The sequence below is a fragment of the Lentzea californiensis genome (genome assembly GCF_024648825.1).
Lineage (GTDB): Bacteria > Actinomycetota > Actinomycetes > Mycobacteriales > Pseudonocardiaceae > Lentzea > Lentzea californiensis.
The window spans coordinates 353,363-370,072 of sequence record NZ_JANBBE010000007.1 but is presented as its reverse complement, the minus strand read 5'-3'; the positions used below and the strand labels follow the sequence as shown (position 1 = coordinate 370,072).

Sequence of the window (16,710 nt, the reverse complement as noted above, 5' to 3'; positions counted from 1 at the left end):
GGTCTCGGGGAGGTTGCGAGTGGCGACGTTCAGCGAGATCTCGACGCAGATCGAGCGCGCTTGCGAACTGGCGAGCAAGGCTCGCGAGTTCTTGGAAAGTGCTCGCGAGTCGGCGTCGGACGCGATCACGTTGTTCGTCAACGCGATGGACGGATCGGTCGATCCTGAGGCGGAGACGACTCACGAACAGTGGCAACACGCGCGCAACGAGATCCAGGCTCTTGGCGAACTGCTGGGCGCAGCCATCGCTTCGGCCCGCAGCTATCAAGGTCCGCTGTCGCCACCATCGGCTCGGCTTGGGCAAGCCGTGCCAGCGCCCACTGGCTCACGTGGACAATCCGGGACGTCCTCGATCCCGTCCGAGGTCTCCGCGGAGCGCGCCGACGAGGTGCGCGGGGAACTGTCTCGTCCGGTCAATCCGATGACCGATCCCGGACGCAAGACGCACGGCCGTTGGGTCGGGCCTGACGGCCAGGTTCACGCGATCGTGAGCGGGAAGGACGAGGATTCTCACGCCGCCGGCGAGCTGCTCCAACGCCTCGGCATGCCGGTGCGGAGGATCACGAGATCCTCGCACGTGGCGATGAAGCTCGCCGCACGCATGGTTCGTGATGGCATTCCACACGTCGCGGTTTTCATCCAGCGCACCGTATGAACAGAGACGGCACGCTGTTGAAGAAGCGATACACAGGAGGTGCCCGCCCGCGGTGGCGCTAGAAGCGTGGTTCGACGGCGATGCGGAAGACCCGACGATCGTTCAGACCCCGGATGAGCTGGACGCGGTCCTGGACAAGATCACCGCCTGGCCGTACCCCGGCCAACTTCAGCTCCTCATCGCCGACAGCCCCGGCCATGTGGTTCTGGACGTTGGCCTGGACGGCACCAAGCAACGCGGGTTCTCTTCTACTCGAACCAGCGGCTCCCGGACGCATACGCGAGTCAGGGGAGTGACACGGCGGATTCCGCTCCCATCTACTACTACATGGGATCTGACACCGAGTTTCCCGCCACCGCTGAGATCCCCCTGGCTGACGTCCGCCGCGCTGCACACGAGTACATGAGCACCGGCGGCGGTCGCCCTCACGACATCACCTGGCAGGTTTGGAACGACTAGGCGGGCCCCAGCTGATGAGCCGGCCGAACACCCGCGCGTCACTCTCCAGCTCCAACTCCTCGACGGGCTTGCGGCCGTAGAAGGCCAGCACCAGTTCGCACGCGTTCGTGGCGGGCAACCCGGCTGTACTTAAGGGCTGCTGGGCTTGCGCTTGCGTGTGCGGCTCTCGGATCAGCTCTTTGTCTGGAGTGCGGGATCCGGCTCTGTTTGCTTTTCGGCGCATGTTCGCTGACTCGGCTAACGGAACAACGCCGATGACCGACTCTCATTAGGGCCAGGCGACACGATGACCGCGGCCGTCGCAGACCAAGAGGAGACCGGCATGGGGGCTTCCGCGCAAGCGAAGCGCTATCTCGACAGTGTGAATGAGAACTTGTTCCGGTCCCTGCCGACCCGCGACGCCCAGTTGGATGCGCGCCTGGCCCAGGTAACGGCGGAGTTCGTCGCAGCCCACCTGCCTGGAGGATCTCCCGAGGAATTGGCGAGGTTCGAACAAGGTCTTCTGGACCAGCGACGGTCTCATGGCGAGCCCATCAGCAAGTACGAGGACCTGAACACGTTCTTCATCTTGATGCAGGTAGCGAAGGAATTGGAGGAATACAGCCGAGAAGGCGGGTGGCCGGTTCCGGAACGGCCGCTGCTCGCCACGATGCCCACCGGGCAGATCAACGCCATGACGCTGATCGTGCCGGGTACCGACGAGCACCTGGTGCTGTTTGAGAGGCAACTGTTCCTGTTCGCGCACCTGGCCGCGAAGGCAGTGACCGAGGTGTTGCCCTTCGAGCTGCAAGAAGACGGTTCCGTCAACTTCTCCATCGACGAGAGCCGGGTCGAGGCGAACATCGCCCAGCGTCCCGAGGTCGCAAACCGGTTCGCCGAGATGATTACCGCCTACGTGGCGCGGGGACGGCCCGGCGCTGCGCCGCAATTCGTCCAGGACCGCATTCCCTCGGCGTTGACCGACGTGTTGGTGACCTCGGCCGAGATGTTCGTCCTCGGCCACGAGTACGCGCATATCGCGCTAGGGCACCTCGGTGAGCGCCGACCGGTGTCCCGGTTCAACGGCGCCGAGGACGCAGACCCAGAGGAGATCCACTACAGCCAGATGCAGGAGATCAACGCCGATGTCCGCGGCGTGGAAATGATGATGCGGGTTCGCACGGGGCGCTACGGCACGGCCTTGAGCTACAGCGGTGCCGATCTTTTCTTCAGCATGTCAGACCTGCTTGACCGGTCGGTCAGCCTGCTGCGCCACGGTGAGGAGGACAGGACAAAGTACACGACACATCCATCACCGGCCATCCGTCGTGACACCCTGCGCTACGTCTTGGCCGAGTCCTTGCCCGATGCGGAAGTGGAGTCGGCGCTGCATGTGGCCGTGCAGATTCAGAAGATCACGGAACTGCTGTGGAGCGGGATGCGCGACAAGTTGCTCGCCGCCCATCGCGGCGGCCTGCGCCCGCTGGACGTCTGGAAGGACTAGCCGTACCAGAACAGCCCGACCGCGGCGACGATCAATGCCAGCGTGACGAACGTGAGGACGATCGCGATCCGCAAGTCGCGGACAGCACGGCGGATCCGGGCCCGTTCGACCCGGACGAGTTCGCTCAGCCGTGCCGGCACATCCTCCTCTTTCGGCAGACCGAACGCGGACCTGGAGGCGACGAAGGCGCCGACGGCCGCAGTGATCACGGCGGTGAGCAGCAGGCAGCCGACGACGATGCGGACGGTCAGGCCGAGTCCTGCCACCGAGTCGCGGCCCTTGACCAGGGACACCGTGGTGACGAGGCCCAGCATGGCGGCGAGCGCGGTCCGCCAGCCCGCGGAGGCGGCCCGGACCTCACGCAGTTCCTCGGCGGTCCGGGACCGGACCGCCTCGAACAGCAACCGTTCGGCCGTCTGGGCCACCGGCCCTGGCGTAACCCGGACGGCCACGGCCTACACCCCCCATTCGACGCGTAGTGACCACGTGGCACCGCACCCGGACCTGCCGTCCGGGCGATCCGGGTGTGGCCGGCCGCACCCGCAAGGCACCAGCACCTCACGGACCCGTTGGTCGGCTCCGGCGCGGCGCAGGGCATCCCGCAGAACAGAGGTCGAGGCGAGGCCGGTGTCGTCTACGCCGTCGAGAGTGCGATAGCTGACCACTGGCTCGACGTGCGCCGTCTGGTGACTGCACCGCGGGCAGCGCATCGTCACGAGAATCACCGACGGCTCTGCCTCATCCGGCTCAACCCTCACGGTGGCGATGGCGGCGGCCATCTCGTTCCACTCGGCGCGGTGCTCCTCCGCGTACGCGACGTCGTCGCCGGAATCGTTTGTCACGGAATGATGATGTCACTGCCATGCGCGACCTTCCAGCGACATGGCAAGCACCGATGGGCTTTATTCGGGTTCCCAGGCCATGAGCCGGTCGAAGACGCGCAGGTGGTCGCCCTCGCCCTTCAGGTCGTCCGCGGTCTTGCGGCCGTAGAAGGACAGCACCAGGTCGCTCGCCGTGCCGCTGAACGTCGCGTCGGCCGTGCCCGGGACGTCACCGAGCCGGGCGCCCTCGGCGTCGAGCGTCACGCGCCAGGAGCGGCCCTCGGTGGCGTGGTAGTCGACGATCACGGGTTCGTGCGGCCACGGGGACGTCGTCGCGACGCAGGTCGTCTGGAACTCCTCCACGCCGTCGAGCGCCACCTCGGCCGGCAGCGGTTGTGGGGCGCCGATGGTGAGCTGGGCGTCGTAGGTGTGGACCGCGATCTCCTGGAGCTGGTGGCGGGCGGCGGTGCCGGTGGTCCTCGGCGACTGGAAGTCGCTCCACCACGCCCAGCAGCCGCGGTCCGGGCCGGACTCCTTCAGCGCGTCGATCAGCAACTGCGACGACTCGGTCATCCACGCGACCAGGTCGTCCCGCGGCGCCTCTACCGGAGTGCGGGCCGGGGGAGCGTCGGCCGGGCCCGCGGCGACGATCTCCGCCCACTTGCGGCGGCCGTCGCCCAGGTGCTGGACCAGGTCGTACAGCGTCCAGCCCGGGCAACTCGGCACCGGTGCGTCCAGGTCTGGGGCGGAGGCGATCGCGGTGGTGAAGGCGGCGGTGCGCTCCTCGATCAGTCGCAGCAGGTCGGGGAACGCCAGAGTGTTGTGCACGCCGCTGTCTATCACCGTGGTCCGGCCGTCGCACAGCGATTTTGGGAGCCTGGACGCTCAGCCGGGCTGCGGTGTCGATCCGGGGATTGGGTCCGGTGCGTGCTCCAGCACGATTCCCGGCACGACTTCCTGCTCTGTCTCGGGCCAGGACTGCGGGGCCGGGCCGAAGGCGCGGCGGGCGGCGCGGACGGCCAGGGTGGCGACGGTGGCGTTGGCGGCGCCGCCGATCAGTGCGCCGATACCGAACGGGGCTACTCGGCCGAGCACGATGATTCCCTGCTTGGTGCCGTACTTGGTGACGAAGTTCTTGCCCAGGACTTTGTTGATCTGCTTCAGCGTCGCCATGGGCACCTTGTTGACGAGCTGGCGGCCCCAGTGCTGGCCGGTGCGCTCGGCGACCTTGCCGATGGTCGCCGAGCCGGACTCGCCGAGCAGGATGCCCATCACGAGTGTGCGGCGGCGTTCCACCTCGTCCAGCCGGACGCCGTGGATCTCGGAGACCGAGAGTGCGAACAGGGTGCTCAGTTCCAGCGAGGAGAAGAACTCGCCTGCGGACAGTGCCAGTGCTACGCCGGTGCCCACGGCCGGCGCGGCCGCGGTGGCACCTACCGCGGCCCCCGTACTCGCCAGGGCGCTGACGTACATCTTCTCCAGGGTGCTGATCACCTCCGCTGGTGTCGCGTCCGGGGTGCGCTGGCGGGCGCGGGCGATGTTCTTACGCACCAACGGGGTCTGCAAGCCGATGGCCTTGTCCAACAGGTCCAGGACCCGCTGGCCTCCTCCGCTCGGCGCCGTGACCGGTTCTTCGAGGGGTGCAGAGGTCACACCGAGCTCCTTCGCGCGTGGTGGTCGTCGGTGAGGGTGTCGGACGCCGAAGATCCACCGTTACGCGGACAGGGCGGTGTGGCCGAGGCGGGTCAGGCGACGTCGTGGATCGGGTTTCGGCGTGGTCTTCGGTGGGGGTCCACGAACGCCGGTGGGAGGAAGGTCGGTACGCCGCCGGCCATCTGGAGTTGCCAGTCGGAGTGGTGGACCAGGTCGTGGTGGCGGCGGCAGAGCAGGGTCAGGTTGGCGACGTTGGTCTCGCCGCCGTTGGACCAGTGCTGGACGTGGTGGGCTTCGCAGTGGCTGGGTGGGCGGTCGCAGCCCGGGAAGGTGCAGCCCTTGTCCCTGGCCACCAGGATTCGGCGCAGGCCCGCGTTGATGGTCCTGGTCTTGCGGCCCACGTCGTGGACCTGGGAGCGGGTGCCCAGCAACATGGGGATGACAGCCGCGTCGCAGGCGATCTTGCGGACCTGGTGCATCGGGATCTGCTCGCCGTTGTCCAGGCGGGCGGCGCCGATGCCGGCTCGGAGCTTGTCGTAGTCGAGGGTGACGGTGAGCTGCACGCGTTCGCCGCCGCCGATGTGGTCGTGGCCGGCGCGCATGGCCAAGTTGATCACCTCGCAGAACGCGTCGCCCTCTCGCTCGGGTGCGAAGCGGAGGTCGGCCGGCTCGGGCTTGGCCAGTGGGTCGATCAGTGCGTCGAGCTTCGCGCCTGTCTCGGCGTCCACGTCGGCGAAGAGGTGGTAGCGACCGGCTTTCCACTGGCGGCGGACCACGTTGCGCGGCTGGACCGGCTCGGGGTCTCTCGGCTCTGGGCCGTCCTGGTCGAGGCGGTAGGCCAGTTCCTTGCAGAACGCCTTGGCCGAACGGGGTTCGTGCTGTTGTGCGTAGTCGACGAGGTGGGCTTCGGCTACCGCGGGCAGACTCGCCATCGCTTCGGCCACCACGTCCACGTGGTCCTCGGACAGCTCTCCGGCCGCCATCGCTGCCGCCGCGAGCGGTAGCAACGGCTCCACCGCCGCCCCGCTCGGAGTTACGGTGGGACACAAAGCCTTGGCTTGGCTGAGTTTGCGGCGCGACACCTTGGGGTCCCAGCGCAGCGCGTGCTTGAAGAGTTCGACGAGGTCCTTGTAGCCCAACGACTCTGCCGCACCCTGCTGATCCAGCACACCGACGATTTCCAGCACCTGGAACTGGAGCTGGTGCAGCGCGCGGACCTTTCGCTTGAGCTCGTCGAGAAGCTCAAGCGGGGAGGAGAGCGCGAGGGGCGGCATGCGTTCATCGTGGCATGAACAGGTGTTCGAATTCTATTCCACGATTGGGTGAAAGGCGCAGGTCAGGCGCCCTATGGCGCCGTGCGTGCCGTGTGCGTTGTCTCTCTCTAGATGCGCGACGCGGACACTCCGTTTTCACCCGAACGAGCCGTTCTATGGAGCTACTTCAACGCCTACGGTCCAAGAGCATGACCGCGATCATTTCCACCGCGTACAGCCGGGATCTGGGCGACGAACTGCGCAGGCTGCGCGAGAACAACACCAGCTTCGGAGGCCGTGCGATGGCCGCCCAGCTGGGGTGGGACCCGAGCAAGGTTTCGAACATCGAGACCGGCAAGGCCCGCCCCACCGAGGTCGACCTCGCCCAGTACCTGGCGACGTGCGGGAAGGGCATCGAGTTCCTGCAGGACTTCGGCAACAGGTACCGCCACGCGTTCGACCTCTACTTCGCCCAGGCGCCTGGCAACCTGCGCACGCTCGCCATGGTCGAGTCCATGGCCAAGAAGATCTTCGCCTACGAAATCCTGTCGATACCAGGCCTCCTGCAGACCGAGGCGTACGCACGCGCGCAGTTCGAGGAGGCTGGCAACGTGTCGCCTGAAGACGTCGACAAAGGCGTCAAGCTCCGCATGCTGCGGCAGAGCATTTGGCAGCGGCCGTATCGCCCTCAATGTGTGTTCTACGTGCATGAACTGGCGCTGCGGATGCGTGTCGGCGACGCCAAGGTCATGGAGGATCAGTACCTGCGCCTTCTCTTCAACGCGCATATCCTGCGAGTCGTGCCGGCGACGGTCAAGGGCATTGCGTTCCACTCGAAGTGCACGTTGTTCGAGTTCGGCAAGGTATCGCCGTTGGCCTACACGGAGACCGATCTGGCCAAGGTGTTCGCCCAGGAAGAGGCGGCCGTCGCGTGGAGCAGGAAGCTCTTTGAGCGGCTGGATGCGGTCGCGCTGGATGAGGAACAATCTCGGAGCAAGCTGGCGGAGTACGTCAGCGGACCTCGAGAGGATCTTCATGACCCGCGAACGGACCTGGCGTAAGAGCTCCTACAGCAGCGACACGATCGACAGCGACTGCGTCGAGGTCTCCCTGGCCCAGAACGCGTTGGTGCGGGACTCGAAGAACGCGAACGGTGACGTCCTCGCGTTCTCCGCCCCGGCCTGGCGCAGCCTGCTCAGCTGGCTGGACTGACCTCGGCCGCCTTGCGTGCGGCGGCCTCCTGTCTGGCTATTCGCAGCAACGCGCCGGACACGCCTATCAGCATGAACGTCATGCCGGTCGCGACGCTGAACGCGAGCTCGTCGAACGTGGCGGCGCCCAGTGCGGACGTCAGCATCGCGGCCACCAGGCACATGGCGATCCCGCGCACGCCCTCGTCACGGGACAGCGCCCGGGCCCTCAGTGCCGCGAAGATGGCGCCGAGGAACAGCAGGGCGAAGGCGATCAGGCCCAGGTAGCCGTTCTCGATCATCGTCAGCAGGTACTGGTTGTCGAGGATCGTGTACTTCGAGGGCAGGAACGTGCCGAAGCCCCTGCCCAGCCACGGGTGTTTGGCGATCTCCAGCCACGCGCCGTCGTAGTCCTTGGTGCGGCCCTGGAACGACGGGTCGTCCTCGATGTTGGAGAACATCGAGGTGACCGTGCCGAACAGGCCCGGCACGACGATGGAGGCGCCGCCCAGGAACACCGCGCCGACGCCTAGCAGCGGCAGGCCTCGTTCGCGGGGGAGCAGGATCGCCATCACGATGCCCGTCACCACGAGGCCGATGATCGCCGTGCGGGACAGCGACAGGATCGCCATCAGCGCCAGCAGCGACAGGGCGGTCCACCAGCGGCCGACGGGTTCGCCGCGGTCCTTCGCCTGGAACACGAAGTGCGCGGCGAACGGCACGCCCAGCACGCAGACCAGACCGAACTCGATCGGGTGGTTCACGGTGCCGGCCGGGCGGAAGAAGATGGACCGCGACTCCAGCGCCGAGTAGCCGTTGTCCTGCACGCGCAGGCCCGGCAGCGTGATGTACGACGCGAGGTCGAGGCCCAGGCCGAACTGGAACAGGCCGACGAACGCGCTGACCGTCAGGCAGGCCACCATCACCCGCAGTGCGCGGCTCAGCCTTTCGCCGCTGCGGATCGCGTCGCACACGAAGACCGCGAGCGCCGCCATCGACACGATCCTGATCAACGCCGAGTCCGACACCGACAGCTCGTCGATCGGCAGGTAACGCCGCGTGGCGAGCGCGTACGTCGTCAGGTGCAGGATCACGTAGATCGCGAGGATCGTGCGGACGGCGTTGCGGCCCTTGGCCATGCCGAGGTGGTCGACGAGGTGCGCGGCGAACCACACGATCATGAGGCACATCGCCATGAACAACGCCGGGGGCAGCGTGATCGGGACGAACGCGATCGTGAACCTGGCCGGGACGACGAGCAGCGCCACCATGTAGAAGATGAGGAGAGTGGCGCCGTCGGCTCGCTGGGCGGTCAGTCGTCTTTCGTCGGCCATGCCGGGTTCGGGGGCTTGGGGGCGGCGATGATGACGGTCTTCTGATGCGCGTTCGGCACACCGGGAGTCACGGGCCGCGGCGGGACGGCCCCGTTCCCGTTGGCCGGCGGATTCGGCCGGACCGGGGGGACGGGCGCCGGCGTGGTGTCCTTCTCGGACGGTGCCGGGTCCTTCGCGTCCTTGTCCTTGCCGTCCTTGCGGCGCTTGGCCTTCAGCAGGATCGAGTCGGCGGCGAACGTCGAGGCCAGCGTCAGCAGCAGCAACACGACGGTGGCCGCGCCGACGTACCGGACCTTGCCGCCGATCTTGGCCGAGGCCGTCGTCGGCTTCACCAGCACCTGTGCGGTGATGAACGTCTGTTCGGGCGCGCTCAACGCCTTCTGCTGCGCGGCCAGTTCGGCCACGGTCTTCTCGAGCACCTTGCCGACGAGGCCTTCGGCGGACTCGGCCGAGTCGGCCTCGGTCGTGACGAACAGCAGCGGGCCGCCGACGGGACCGGTGTTGGCGGTGTAGACGGCCGTGGAGCCCTCACCGGCCAGTTCCTCCGCCGTCTTCGGGTCGCCGAGGACCTGGGTGAGGATCTGCGCGGTGGTGGTGAGGCTGCCGTCGAACTGCAGCAGCGGGTTGACCCTGACGACGTCCTCGGGCTTGGTCTTCTCCGAGTACCGGCCGCCGGCCGCGGGGGAGGTGAGGACCAGCACGCCGCTCGACTCGTACCGCGTGGGCACGGTGATGTAGACGGAGAGCGCGAGGACACCGGTGAGCAGCACTGCGGGAAGGGCGATGTACCACCGCCGCCGCAGCACTCGTACGGTTCCCCAGAAGTCCATCAAAATCCCCGATCCGCGGCTCGGTCTTGCGAACGCACTGTTCGCAGGGTATCGCCTGCTTTGAAAATCGGGGTGAGCTGCCAACTGTTACAGGCCGTAGCTGGCGGACGATGAAGGAAGGGAATCCAGGAGGCAGCATGCGTGCAGGACGACTGACCGTGACCATCGCGGCCATTCTCGTGGTCATCGGTGGGACAACGGCTTACGTCGTCACGGCGGCCACCGACGCGAACCGGCCGGCGGGCGCCGAGAAGGTGTCGCAGGCCAAGACCGGCGATCTTCTGTTCGTCGATCTCGCGGGTGGTCAGAACCGGGTCGAGAAGCTCGCCGACGGCGGCGCTCGCACCCCGACGGAGCTGGTCTGCCAGCGGTTCTACGCCGCCGGCGGCACGAGCGTGTGCCTCAAGCTGTCCGGTCCCGGCCCGACCTACTCGGCCGAGGTGAGCCGCGGCGGCAAGCCGGTCAAGACCGTTCCGCTGCCCGGCATCCCGAGCCGCGCGAAGGTCTCGCAGTCCGGGAACGTGGTGTCCTGGACCAGTTTCGTCACGGGCGACTCGTACTCGGTGCCCGGTGGCTTCTCCACCCGCACCGGCTTCTACGACCTGCGCACGGGGGAGACGGCCGAGTCGCTCGAACACTTCGCCGCCACTGTGGAGGGTGTTCCGCACACGGCCAGTGACGTCAACTACTGGGGCCTGACCGTGGCTTCCGATGACAGGACCTTCTACGCGACGCTCGCCAGCGGCGGTTTCACCTGGCTGGTGAAGGGCGACCTTGCGACCAAGTCCGTGACGACGTTGCGCCGTGACGCGGAATGCCCGTCGCTCTCGCCGGACGGCACGAAGGTCGCCTACAAGAAGCGCATCGGCCGTCTCGGACCGTGGGACCTCGCGGTGCTCGACCTCGCGACCGACACGGAGAAGCGCCTGCCCGGCACGGCCGGCATCGACGACCAGGCGACCTGGCTCACGCCCGGCGAGCTCGCGTTCGCCGCGGTGCCCAAGGACGCCAAGCTCCCGGCCGTTCACGTCGTGCCCGCCGACGGCGCGCAGGACGCGAGGGTGCTCATCTCGGACGCCACCTCGCCATCCCCAGTGATGTGAAGCATGCTCTTGCGAGTCATGTGGACAGTTCGCGGCGGAGCACCTTTTCCAGCTCATGTCCTGCCGCATCCCAAGAACGTCCCTCCACACTGGATGCGGCCGCACGGGCGACCGCGCCGAAGTCCGGCGATGTGACCACTTCGGACAGAGCACGCGCCAGTGAGTGCGGGGTGGGTGTCGCGTACCGGACGTGGTCGTTGTCCAGGACTACGCGGTTGAAGTGCGCATCGTTCACCACGGGGACGCATCCGGCCGCGAGCATCTCGTGCGGCACGAGCGACACGTTGGTCATCGACAGTGACAACCCGGCGAAGCAACGGTTGTAGATGGCGTTCAGGTCGTCCGGCGTCACCAGGCCGTGGTCGAGGAACTGCGGCCCGAGGTCGCCGATCTTCTCGCCGTAGACGTGGATCTTGAGGTCGGGGTGCTTCTCGGCGAAGACCTCCAGCGCGAGCACGCCGAGTTCGAACGCCCTGCGCGGTGCCTTGCGCCGCGCGTAGAAGACGATGCCGTCGCGCTCCTCGTCGCCGAGCCGGTACCTGTCGGCGTCGCAACCGAAGTCGAAGTGGTCGGCCGGCATGCCGTGCTCGTCGCGGACCTTGTCGGCGAGGAACCGGCCGGCGGTGAAGCCGTGCATGCCCATCCGGTACGTGTTCTCCGCCAGCGCGTAGAGGCCGCCGGACGGGTAGAACCACGGTTCGTAGTCCTGCACGAGGTAGAACCTCTTGCCCGCGCAGGGGTCGTTGAACGCCGGGTACGCGGTGATCCACGCCGTGGCGAACACCGCGTGGGCGTCCGCCATCCCGTCCGTCACGTCGTGGATCGAGCCCTTGAAGAACGGGAACGCCGCGCGGATGCCCGGTTCGAGGTCGGCGACCGTGTTGCCGAACGTGTCGTACAGGTAGAGCCGGCACTCGTGCCCGAGCGACTCGAGGTGCCGGATGAGCCGGAACATCGTGGTGTGGCCGCCGGAGCCCTTCGACGGGGGAGTGGTGACCCAGTTGACGACGAGCCTGCCGTCCGCGGGGATCGGCGGGACCACCACGGGCTTGCGCGTCTCGACGTCGGCCTTGCGGACGTCGTTGAGCCGCACGGGCATTTCCTCGCCTTCGGCGCCGAGCCTGCGGGTCGCGGCGGTCAGCAGCCGGACGCCGAGCCCTCGCGCGCCCTGCTCGCGGACGATCTTCGTGACCTGCCTCAGTCGCCTCACGCGTCGGCCCTCTTCTTCAGCACCGCAACGATTTCGTGTCTCATCGGGAACACCACCAGCGCGTAGGCGAGACACGACAGCGCGCCGCCGACGAGGATCTGCAGCACCTCGCTGTCGATCATGTTCCGGACCGCGATCACGACGGCGACCATGACGACGCCGCCCAGGAACGGCCGCAGCAGCCTGGTGCCCAGCGCGCCGGCACGGATGCCGTAGGGCTTGAAGGTGATCAGGTAGGCGGGCGTGATGATCAGCACCGCCACGATCACGTGTGCCGCCGCGACACCCCGGATGCCGTCGAGATGCGCGCCCAGCGCCAGCAACGGCACCAGCGCGCCCAGCCAGACCACGTGGATCACGAGGATCGCTCGCGACCGTCCCGCCGACGCGAGGAAGTCGTAGCCGAGCTCGAGGGCGACCCGGACGGCGCCGAGCAGCACCAGCAACGCCAGAGCGGCGGCCGCGGGAGCCCAGCGCTCGCCGTAGACGACGCGGATGAGCGGTTCGGCCAAGGCGGCCAGCAGCACGCAGGCGGGCACCGTGACGAGCGCCAGGAGGCCCAGAGCACGTCCGAACGATCTCTGGAACAGCTCGGGATCCTCGCGGACCTTCGAGAACGCGGCCAGCGACACGCTGCGGACCGGGGCGCTGAACGCCGCCACCGGCCAGCTCGCGAGGTTGAACGCCAGCAGGTAGAAGCCCAGCGGGATGGTGCCGAGCATCGCGCCGACGATGATGTAGTCGACGTTCATCACGCCCAGGATCAGCAGGCTCGACCCGGCCAGCGGCAGGCCGAACGCGAGCAGTTCCTTGGCCTGCAACCGATTCCAGCCGGGGCGGAACCTCTCCTTGGTGAGCCAGAACATGATGACCGCGGCCGAGAGGTTCTGCGCGATCCGCTGCCACGCGAGGCTCCACGCGCCGAAGCCCATGAACGCCAGCACGACCGCGACGGCCGTGCCCGCGACGAACGCGGCGGTGTCGGCGTAGAACTTGTGGTCCTGCCGGAAGTTGCGCTGCATCAACGCGCCGGGCACCGCCGTCGCGCCGGCGATGACCAGGGCGATCGACATGAGCTGGATGATCCCGGCGGCTTCCGGGGCGTCCATGGCGTTGGAGAACCAGGGCGCGCCGAGCACGCAGATCAACGCCAGCAGACTGCCGGACGCGAGGGACAGCGTCGTGACGGTCGGCGCCATCTCGTCGATCGGGCCGTTGTGGCGGACCAGCGCGGCGCTGACGCCGAGTTCGGAGACGCTCAGCACGATGTTGAGCACGACCAGGGCGACCGCGAACACACCGAACTGCTCGGGTGCGATCAGGCGGGCCAGCAGGATGCTGATGCCGACCGCGGAGAGGCGTTGCAGGAGCGAGTTGATCGCACTCCAGCGGATCGCCGAGGAGACCTTGCCCTCGAGCTGACCCGCGTCCTCCTGCGTCGTCACCACTCGCCCCGCCACTTCCACCGCTGCGTCCCGACGAACAACTTCGCCCTCTTGTAGGCGTGCGGCGCGAGGAAGAGTTGCGTGCGGCTCAGAAAAGAGGAGCTGAACTTCTGGCGTCGCAACAGAGCGCGATGCTCCGGTAGCTCTTCGAGGTCCGGGTAGGTCTCGCGGGCGAAGTCGAGGAGTTCCTTCTCCGTGCCGTCGAGCTGGTCGCGGTCGTGCAGCCGGACCGCCCGCCAGAGCGCGTCGGCCGCGATCGCCTTGTGCGCCAGCGTCTTGAGCCGCACGGGCAGGTTCGGGTTCTGCTCCAGCACGAGGTCGAACACGTCACGGCGCTGCTCCAGGTCGGCGAACACCGACTTGAACGTCGTGCGCATCATCGAGTTCTCGTGCACCCGGTAGTACGCGCCGGGCCTGCCGCTGACGTAGCCGATGTCGGACACGGCCGCGATGCGCAGCCACATCTCCAGGTCGCCGGCGTGCGGCAGGTCGGAGCGGTAGCCGCCGACCTTCTGCTGGACCTTGGTGCGCACCACGACCTCCGGCGAGGAGATCACGTTGCGGCTGCTGCGGAAGCGGTTCTCGATCCACTCCTCGCCCCGCCAGACCTTCGACCTGACCGGGAGCTGAGTGACCCTCGGCAACGCGTTGTGGTCGCTGTAGTAGACGACGCGGCCGTAGACCATGCCCACTTCGGGGTTCTGCTCGAAGACCTCGGCCGCGCGTTGCAACGCTCCCGGCGCCAGCAGGTCGTCCGCGGACAGCAGCACCGTGTAGTCGGCGGTCGCCCAGTCCAGCAGGCCCTCGTTGTACGTGGCGATGTGCCCTCTGTTCACCTCGTGCCGGTAGCCCTCGACGCGCTTGTCCGCGGCCATCAGTTCGGCCATCACCTCAGGCGTGTTGTCCGACGACGTGTCGTCGATCACAAGCACCCGCACGTCGACACCGGGCTGGTCGAGGACGCTGCGGACGCAAGCCGGCAGGAAGTGGGCGTAGTTGTAACAGGGGATCACGACGTCCACTGTGGGAAGCGTTGGCACAACCTGAGTATCGGTACCGCCCGGCATTCGTTAGCGCCGCAACGTTTTGGTCTCATCAGGCGATGTAGGCGGTGACCGGAGTAAGGGGAGTCATGGCCGACCACGTCATCCTGACGCGCTTCAACCTGCCTTCGAAGGGGGCCGAGAGTTACGTCCGGGCAAAGGAAGGATGGCTGACCGAGCGCGTTGCGCTGTTCGAGCGGTACTGCCTGCCATCGGTGCTCGCGCAGACGGACGAACGGACGCGTTGGCTCATCTATTTCGACCCCGAATCACCGCAATGGCTCAAAGACAGAATCGCCTCACACGGTGACGCGTACACGCCCGTTTACCGTCCGGAAGTGTCGCGGGAAGAACTGAGGTCGGACATCCGGTCACTTTTCTCCCAGACCGGCTCCGAGCTGATCACCACGAACCTGGACAACGACGACGGCCTCGCGGCCGACTTCGTGGAACGCCTCTGCGAGGCTCCCCGGCCCACGACCACAGCGGCGTACTACCTGGTCAACGGCCTGATCAAGTCTCCTGGCGGGCTCTACCACCGGGTCGACCGGCACAACGCGTTCGTCTCGGTCCGCGAGTCCTGGGACGCACCGGTGACGTGCTGGGCGCACTGGCACAACCACATGCACCTGCACTTCCCCGTGGTGGAACTGGGCGGGGCGCCGGGCTGGCTGCAGGTCGTGCACGGCGGCAACGTGTCGAACCGCACACGCGGCCGGCTCGTCTCGCCCGAGCCCTACAAGGCGGCGTTCGGGGACTCGCTGGACGACGTGTCCGCGCCGGGCACGATCGCCGTGGCGCAGGACCGCCTGGTGGATCAGCCGGTCCGGTTCCTGCGCGACTCGGGGCGGGTGGCCGCCAAGAACGCGGCCATGAGGGTCCTCGGCAAGGGTGGCTTCGAGAAGATCAAACAGAAGCTGGCTGCTCGCGGTTGATTCCCGCTTGTCTCTCTCAGGAGCGCTTTTCTCGTGAGAGAGACAAGCGCTGCTCTTCAGATCCTCCTAGATGCGCAGCAGCGATGAGCGTCACGGTGAGTGCTGCCAGCGCCACCGTGATGCTCGTCCCGAAGCTCGAGAACTGCAGCAGGAGTCCAAAGGCGACGGACGAGACCAAACGGCCCAGCGCCTGCCCGGTCTGCACGACCGAAAGCCCTGACGCGCGCAGCGACTCCGGCGCCGTCTCGCTCACCTTGGCCGACAGCACGCCGTCCGTCGCCGCGTAGAACAGGCCGTGCAGCAGCAGCGCCGCGATCGCGACCCCCATGCCGCCCTCGGGGATGAACAGCAGCGCGTACACGCCGAGCAACAGCGCGTGGCCCGTGAGGAACATCCGCCAGCGTCCCACCCGGTCCGACAACTTTCCGAGCGGTGCGGCGGCGGCGAGGAAGACGACCGCGGTGCCGAGCGGCAGCAGCGGCAGCCAGCCGAGCGGGATGTTCGTGGCCTTCTGCACCAGCACGTAGACGAACGCGTCCGACACCGTCGCGAGGCCCAGCATCCCGGCGGAGATGGTGGTCCGGCGGAACTGCCGGTCGGTGAGCAGGTTCAGCCCTGCCCGGAACGACGGCCGCGGTCCCTTCGGCTTCTTGTCGGCCGGCGTGTCGCGCACGAACGCGATGAGCACGATCAGGCCGATGACCGCGAACGCCGCCGACACCGCGAAGATCGGCCCCGGCACGGTCCCGATCTGGATGAGGAGCAGGAACGTGATGAGCGGGCCGAGCAGCGCGCCGAACGTGTCCATGCTCCGGTGCACGCCGAACGCCGCCCCGAGCCGATCTTCCGGCGTGGCCAGGGAGATCATCGCGTCACGAGGCGCGGTCCGGATGCCCTTGCCCGCGCGGTCGGCCGCCATCAGCGCGCCGATGCCGAACGGCGAGGCGCCGACCAGCGGGAAGAACACCTTGGTCGCGGCCGACAGCCCGTACCCGGCGGCCGCGACGGCCTTCGGCTTGCGGAACTTGTCGGAGACGCTGCCGCCGACCAGGCGCAGCACCGCCGTGGCACCGGTGTAGATGCCGTCCAGCAGGCCGAACTGCGCGTAGCCCAGGTTCAGCGTGAACAACAGGTACACCGGCAGGAACGCGGTGATCATCTCCGCGGAGACGTCGGTCAGCAGGCTGACCGTGCCGAGCGCGAACACCGTGCCCGGCAACCGCTTGCGGAAGTCGGTCTTGGACGGGCGGGAGGAGGCGACGTACATCGGTCACCCACCCGCCCCGGAGAGGAAAT

General features: G+C 67.6%; 19 protein-coding genes. 7 read left to right on the top strand and 12 right to left on the bottom strand.

Features of this window, described 5'->3' with window-relative positions:
* Nucleotides 1-19 precede the first annotated feature (19 nt).
* Nucleotides 20-655 carry a DddA-like double-stranded DNA deaminase toxin gene (locus LX88_RS26220; RefSeq protein ID WP_258950457.1) on the top strand — a complete coding sequence of 212 codons (636 nt, stop codon included), beginning with the start codon at nucleotides 20-22 and terminating at the stop codon, nucleotides 653-655.
* 147 nt (nucleotides 656-802) lie between these two features.
* Nucleotides 803-1,114, top strand: a complete 312-nt coding sequence (locus tag LX88_RS44630; RefSeq protein WP_372511424.1) for an Imm1 family immunity protein — start codon at nucleotides 803-805, stop codon at nucleotides 1,112-1,114.
* On the opposite strand, the gene LX88_RS26215 is transcribed toward LX88_RS44630, so the two are convergent.
* Entirely contained in the window at nucleotides 1,089-1,232 is a 144-nt protein-coding gene (locus LX88_RS26215) for a hypothetical protein (protein ID WP_258950456.1), read from the bottom strand. The two genes, LX88_RS44630 and LX88_RS26215, sit on opposite strands and share 26 nt — an antisense overlap.
* A gap of 204 nt (nucleotides 1,233-1,436) precedes the next feature.
* Here LX88_RS26215 and LX88_RS26210 point away from each other — a divergent pair, with 204 nt between their 5' ends.
* Nucleotides 1,437-2,597 carry a M48 family metalloprotease gene (locus LX88_RS26210; RefSeq protein ID WP_258950455.1) on the top strand — a complete coding sequence of 387 codons (1,161 nt, stop codon included), beginning with the start codon at nucleotides 1,437-1,439 and terminating at the stop codon, nucleotides 2,595-2,597.
* On the opposite strand, the gene LX88_RS26205 is transcribed toward LX88_RS26210, so the two are convergent.
* The 5 genes from LX88_RS26205 to LX88_RS26185 all read right to left on the bottom strand — a co-directional run bounded on the left by LX88_RS26205 (nucleotide 2,594) and on the right by LX88_RS26185 (nucleotide 6,345).
* Nucleotides 2,594-3,049, bottom strand: a complete 456-nt coding sequence (locus LX88_RS26205) for a hypothetical protein (RefSeq protein ID WP_258950454.1) — start codon at nucleotides 3,047-3,049, stop codon at nucleotides 2,594-2,596. The two genes, LX88_RS26210 and LX88_RS26205, sit on opposite strands and share 4 nt — an antisense overlap.
* 3 nt (nucleotides 3,050-3,052) lie before the next feature.
* Nucleotides 3,053-3,439: a hypothetical protein gene (locus LX88_RS26200; RefSeq protein WP_258950453.1), complete on the bottom strand. Its 387-nt coding sequence runs from the start codon at nucleotides 3,437-3,439 to the stop codon at nucleotides 3,053-3,055.
* A gap of 60 nt (nucleotides 3,440-3,499) precedes the next feature.
* The gene (locus tag LX88_RS26195; RefSeq protein WP_258950452.1) at nucleotides 3,500-4,246 is read right to left on the bottom strand and encodes a maleylpyruvate isomerase family mycothiol-dependent enzyme; all 747 of its coding nucleotides are present in this window, start codon (nucleotides 4,244-4,246) and stop codon (nucleotides 3,500-3,502) included.
* Between the two features lie 57 nt (nucleotides 4,247-4,303).
* Complete coding sequence (locus tag LX88_RS26190) at nucleotides 4,304-5,071, bottom strand: hypothetical protein (protein WP_258950451.1); 768 nt, start codon at nucleotides 5,069-5,071, stop codon at nucleotides 4,304-4,306.
* 92 nt (nucleotides 5,072-5,163) lie between these two features.
* A complete protein-coding gene (locus LX88_RS26185; protein WP_258950450.1) occupies nucleotides 5,164-6,345 on the bottom strand; it encodes an HNH endonuclease signature motif containing protein in 1,182 nt (393 codons plus the stop codon).
* Nucleotides 6,346-6,533: 188 nt separating this feature from the next.
* Here LX88_RS26185 and LX88_RS26180 point away from each other — a divergent pair, with 188 nt between their 5' ends.
* Both LX88_RS26180 and LX88_RS26175 read left to right on the top strand, forming a co-directional pair.
* A complete protein-coding gene (locus LX88_RS26180) occupies nucleotides 6,534-7,385 on the top strand; it encodes a helix-turn-helix domain-containing protein (protein WP_258950449.1) in 852 nt (283 codons plus the stop codon).
* Nucleotides 7,360-7,536 (top strand): DUF397 domain-containing protein, encoded by a 177-nt coding sequence (locus LX88_RS26175; protein ID WP_258950448.1) that lies wholly within the window; start codon nucleotides 7,360-7,362, stop codon nucleotides 7,534-7,536. The genes LX88_RS26180 and LX88_RS26175 overlap by 26 nt, the downstream gene beginning before the upstream one ends.
* Here LX88_RS26175 and LX88_RS26170 read toward each other — a convergent pair.
* The gene (locus tag LX88_RS26170; RefSeq protein WP_258950447.1) at nucleotides 7,520-8,848 is read right to left on the bottom strand and encodes an O-antigen ligase family protein; all 1,329 of its coding nucleotides are present in this window, start codon (nucleotides 8,846-8,848) and stop codon (nucleotides 7,520-7,522) included. The two genes, LX88_RS26175 and LX88_RS26170, sit on opposite strands and share 17 nt — an antisense overlap.
* Complete coding sequence (locus tag LX88_RS26165; RefSeq protein ID WP_258950446.1) at nucleotides 8,827-9,678, bottom strand: YveK family protein; 852 nt, start codon at nucleotides 9,676-9,678, stop codon at nucleotides 8,827-8,829. Before LX88_RS26165 ends, LX88_RS26170 begins: the two co-directional genes overlap by 22 nt.
* A 137-nt stretch (nucleotides 9,679-9,815) precedes the next feature.
* On the opposite strand from LX88_RS26165, the gene LX88_RS26160 reads away from it, so the two are divergent.
* Nucleotides 9,816-10,781 carry a TolB-like translocation protein gene (locus LX88_RS26160; protein WP_258950445.1) on the top strand — a complete coding sequence of 322 codons (966 nt, stop codon included), beginning with the start codon at nucleotides 9,816-9,818 and terminating at the stop codon, nucleotides 10,779-10,781.
* Between the two features lie 16 nt (nucleotides 10,782-10,797).
* Here LX88_RS26160 and LX88_RS26155 read toward each other — a convergent pair whose 3' ends face one another.
* Genes LX88_RS26155 through LX88_RS26145 form a run of 3 tightly spaced genes read right to left on the bottom strand, consistent with a single transcriptional unit; the run spans nucleotide 10,798 to nucleotide 14,458 of the window.
* Nucleotides 10,798-11,991, bottom strand: coding sequence for a rhamnosyltransferase WsaF family glycosyltransferase (locus LX88_RS26155; RefSeq protein WP_258950444.1), 1,194 nt, complete (start codon nucleotides 11,989-11,991; stop codon nucleotides 10,798-10,800).
* Complete coding sequence (locus LX88_RS26150; protein ID WP_258950443.1) at nucleotides 11,988-13,436, bottom strand: lipopolysaccharide biosynthesis protein; 1,449 nt, start codon at nucleotides 13,434-13,436, stop codon at nucleotides 11,988-11,990. Before LX88_RS26150 ends, LX88_RS26155 begins: the two co-directional genes overlap by 4 nt.
* A complete protein-coding gene (locus LX88_RS26145) occupies nucleotides 13,433-14,458 on the bottom strand; it encodes a glycosyltransferase (RefSeq protein ID WP_258950442.1) in 1,026 nt (341 codons plus the stop codon). The genes LX88_RS26150 and LX88_RS26145 overlap by 4 nt, the downstream gene beginning before the upstream one ends.
* 110 nt (nucleotides 14,459-14,568) lie before the next feature.
* On the opposite strand from LX88_RS26145, the gene LX88_RS26140 reads away from it, so the two are divergent.
* Nucleotides 14,569-15,414 (top strand): glycosyltransferase, encoded by an 846-nt coding sequence (locus tag LX88_RS26140; protein ID WP_258950441.1) that lies wholly within the window; start codon nucleotides 14,569-14,571, stop codon nucleotides 15,412-15,414.
* A gap of 16 nt (nucleotides 15,415-15,430) precedes the next feature.
* Here the strand turns inward: LX88_RS26140 and LX88_RS26135 are convergent, their stop codons facing one another.
* Nucleotides 15,431-16,681, bottom strand: a complete 1,251-nt coding sequence (locus LX88_RS26135; RefSeq protein WP_258950440.1) for an MFS transporter — start codon at nucleotides 16,679-16,681, stop codon at nucleotides 15,431-15,433.
* Nucleotides 16,682-16,710: the final 29 nt, after the last annotated feature.

Excerpts from the sequence above, each read along its gene's own strand:
- LX88_RS26210 (WP_258950455.1), top strand. The coding sequence starts at position 1,437 with ATGGGGGCTTCCGCGCAAGCGAAGCGCTATCTCGACAGTGTGAATGAG.
- LX88_RS26185 (WP_258950450.1), bottom strand. The coding sequence starts at position 6,345 with ATGCCGCCCCTCGCGCTCTCCTCCCCGCTTGAGCTTCTCGACGAGCTC.
- LX88_RS26180 (WP_258950449.1), top strand. The coding sequence starts at position 6,534 with ATGACCGCGATCATTTCCACCGCGTACAGCCGGGATCTGGGCGACGAA.
- LX88_RS26175 (WP_258950448.1), top strand. The coding sequence starts at position 7,360 with ATGACCCGCGAACGGACCTGGCGTAAGAGCTCCTACAGCAGCGACACG.
- LX88_RS26170 (WP_258950447.1), bottom strand. The coding sequence starts at position 8,848 with ATGGCCGACGAAAGACGACTGACCGCCCAGCGAGCCGACGGCGCCACT.
- LX88_RS26165 (WP_258950446.1), bottom strand. The coding sequence starts at position 9,678 with ATGGACTTCTGGGGAACCGTACGAGTGCTGCGGCGGCGGTGGTACATC.
- LX88_RS26160 (WP_258950445.1), top strand. The coding sequence starts at position 9,816 with ATGCGTGCAGGACGACTGACCGTGACCATCGCGGCCATTCTCGTGGTC.
- LX88_RS26140 (WP_258950441.1), top strand. The coding sequence starts at position 14,569 with ATGGCCGACCACGTCATCCTGACGCGCTTCAACCTGCCTTCGAAGGGG.
- LX88_RS26135 (WP_258950440.1), bottom strand. The coding sequence starts at position 16,681 with ATGTACGTCGCCTCCTCCCGCCCGTCCAAGACCGACTTCCGCAAGCGG.